This is a genomic window from Marinobacter sp. UBA5687, assembly GCF_002420325.1.
Lineage (GTDB): Bacteria > Pseudomonadota > Gammaproteobacteria > Pseudomonadales > Oleiphilaceae > Marinobacter > Marinobacter nauticus.
In genome coordinates this window covers 4,822-7,786 of record NZ_DIHV01000104.1, presented here as the reverse complement: position 1 = coordinate 7,786, position 2,965 = coordinate 4,822, and the positions used below count along the sequence as shown (strand labels likewise).

Genomic DNA, 2,965 nt, shown 5'->3' with positions numbered 1-2,965 from the left:
GCGGGCATTCGCGCCATGCAGGCGCTGTTCCCGAACGTTCCACAGGTCGCGGTGTTCGATACCGCTTACCATCAGACCCTGCCCGAGCGCGCTTACCGATACGCACTACCGGAACGGTGCTACAGCGACTGGGGAGTGCGTCGTTACGGCTTCCACGGCACCAGTCATTATTTCATGGCACACGAGGCCGCTCGTCTGCTGGACAAGACACCAGCCACCACCTCAATTATCTCTGCCCATCTGGGTAACGGTTGTAGCATCACAGCGATCCAGAATGGGCTCAGCGTCGATACCAGCATGGGTCTGACTCCGCTTGAGGGGCTCGTGATGGGCACCCGCAGCGGGGATGTGGATCCGGGCCTTTTCGATTACCTGGCAAGTCGTGGCATGAGTGCCAGTGACGTCCACGAGATGCTGAATAAAGAAAGCGGATTGCAGGGCCTCTCCGGCCAGACCAACGACATGCGAACCTTATGCGAGTTGGCAGACCATGGCCACGAGCCCTCACAGCTGGCAATCGACGTGTTCTGCTTCCGCCTGGCCCGGTATATCGGAGCTATGACCGCATCCCTGACCAAACTGGACGCCCTGGTCTTCACTGGTGGCATTGGTGAAAACAGCGCCCGCATTCGCCAGGACACAGCCCGACATCTGCGCCTGCTTGGGATTGAGCTGGATCCGGACCTCAACGAGCATCACGGGCGCTGGAGTGATGGCCGCATCAGTTCCCCGGACTCGCGTTATCCGGCGCTGGTCATTCCCACAAATGAAGAACTGGTGATTGCCCGAGAAGCCGCCCGCCTGGCCGCTGCCGGCACCGAACACTTCGAAGAATGAAACCTGGAACAATCATGGCAAAAAGTCTTTTCATAGCCCCAACCTCTCTTGACTCAGGCCTGACATCCGTATGCCTTGGTCTTCTGCGTGCCCTGGAACGGGAAGGAGTGAGCGTCGGCTTTTACAAACCATTCAGTCAGTCCGTACACAGAGGCGAAGCGCTTCATAACGACGGCAAGGATTCTTCGGTGGCCTTTGTGCGTGCCCGCAGCCACCTCGAACCACCCGACCCGATTCCTCTGAAACAAGCCCAGCAGCTGTTGAACCACGGCAAAGCCGACCTGCTGATGGAGAACGTCGTCGGTGAATACCAGAAAGTTGCCAACGAAGCGGATGTGGTCATCATTGAAGGATTGGTTCCGGACAGAACCGAAGCCTATATCGCGCGGCTGAACGTGGAAGTCGCCCGCAATCTCGGTTCCGAAGTGATCCTGGTGAGCACACCGAAGAGCTGTACTGCCAGCGAGCTCGATGATGACCTGGATTTCTCCTCGCGCCTGTTTGCGGCACCGTCGGATCCGGACGTGATTGCGGTCATTCTTAACAAGGTGGGAGAACCACAGAAGTCCGGTATGGCACTGGATCATCCACCGGCAAGTGAAGCCACTGAAACCGATTATCACACCTCCTGCAAAGTATTCGCGAACGGCCGCTTCCAGTTGCTGGCGCAGATTCCCTGGCAACCCCAACTGCTGGCACCCCGGGTCTCTGATGTAGCGCGAGAGCTTGGTGTTCCGGTACTGCACGAAGGACAAATGCACTCACGGCGGGTGCAGCGGGTATCAGTGTGCGCCAGATCCATCCGCAACATGACCGACACCCTCAAGCCAGGCACTCTGATGGTCACCCCTGGTGATCGCGAGGATATCGTAGTGGCCACGGCCGTTGCCGCCCTCAATGGTGTCCCGCTTGCCGGACTGATGCTGACAGGCGGCCTGATGCCGGACGAACGGGTTATAGAGTTGTGTCGGCGAGCACTGGACACCGGTTTGCCAGTGCTGAGCTCGGAAACCAATACCTACGAGAGCGCCCACCTTTTGGCAAATCTGTCTTCAGCCATTCCCATTGACGATCCGGAGCGTATTGAAGAAGCCATGGAATCTGTGGCCCGGCGAATCAACACCCAGTGGCTGCAGGAGCACCTGAAAGTTCAGCGCCAACGTCGGCTCTCGCCTCCGGCATTCCGTTATCAGCTATCGGAGCGAGCCCGGGCTGCAGCCAAGCGGATCGTCTTGCCAGAAGGCAGTGAACCCAGAACCATTCAGGCAGCCATTATCTGTCATCAACGTAACCTCGCTCATTGCGCGCTGATCGGTGATCCACACGAAATTCGCTCAGTCGCCGCCTCCCAGGGCGTGGAACTGCCAAATGACCTGGAAATCATAGACCCGCAATCGGTGCGCGAGCGTTACGTGGCGCCCATGGTGGAGCTGAGAAAGCATAAAGGCCTGACACCGGATATGGCCGAAGCCATGCTGGAGGATAACGTCGTTCTGGGTACCATGATGGTGGCCATGGACGAAGCCGACGGACTGGTATCCGGCGCTATTCATACCACGGCCAACACCGTGCGCCCTGCCCTCCAGCTGATCAAGACCCATGACAACGCCAAGGTGGTGTCATCGGTGTTCTTCATGTTGTTACCGCAACAGGTGCTGGTATATGGCGACTGCGCCATCAACCCAGACCCGAATGCCGAGGAACTGGCCGATATTGCCATACAGAGTGCCGAATCTGCTGAAGCCTTTGGTATTGAACCTGTGGTTGCGATGATCAGCTACAGTACCGGCGAATCCGGCAGCGGTGAGGATGTCGACAAGGTTCGCGAAGCCACCCGCATTGCCCGGGAACGGCGCCCGGATCTGCTCATTGACGGACCGCTGCAATACGATGCTGCGGCGATTGAGAGCGTGGCAAAATCCAAAGCCCCGGGCAGCAAGGTAGCCGGCAAGGCTACCGTGTTTGTGTTCCCGGACCTGAACACGGGCAACACCACCTACAAGGCGGTGCAGCGCAGTGCCAATGTCGTCAGCGTGGGGCCCATGCTCCAGGGCTTGCGAAAACCGGTAAACGACCTGTCCCGCGGGGCCCTGGTGGAAGATATTGTCTTCACCATTGCCCTGACGGC

2 protein-coding genes are annotated in these 2,965 nt (G+C 58.5%); both read left to right on the top strand.

Annotated features, from left to right (window positions below; translation table 11 throughout):
- Positions 1-837: acetate/propionate family kinase (locus B3Y70_RS10870; RefSeq protein WP_288589793.1), on the top strand; the 837-nt coding region annotated here is incomplete at its 5' end.
- Between the two features lie 14 nt (positions 838-851).
- The coding region (gene pta, locus B3Y70_RS10865) for a phosphate acetyltransferase (protein ID WP_288589791.1) at positions 852-2,965 on the top strand (2,114 nt) is incomplete at its 3' end.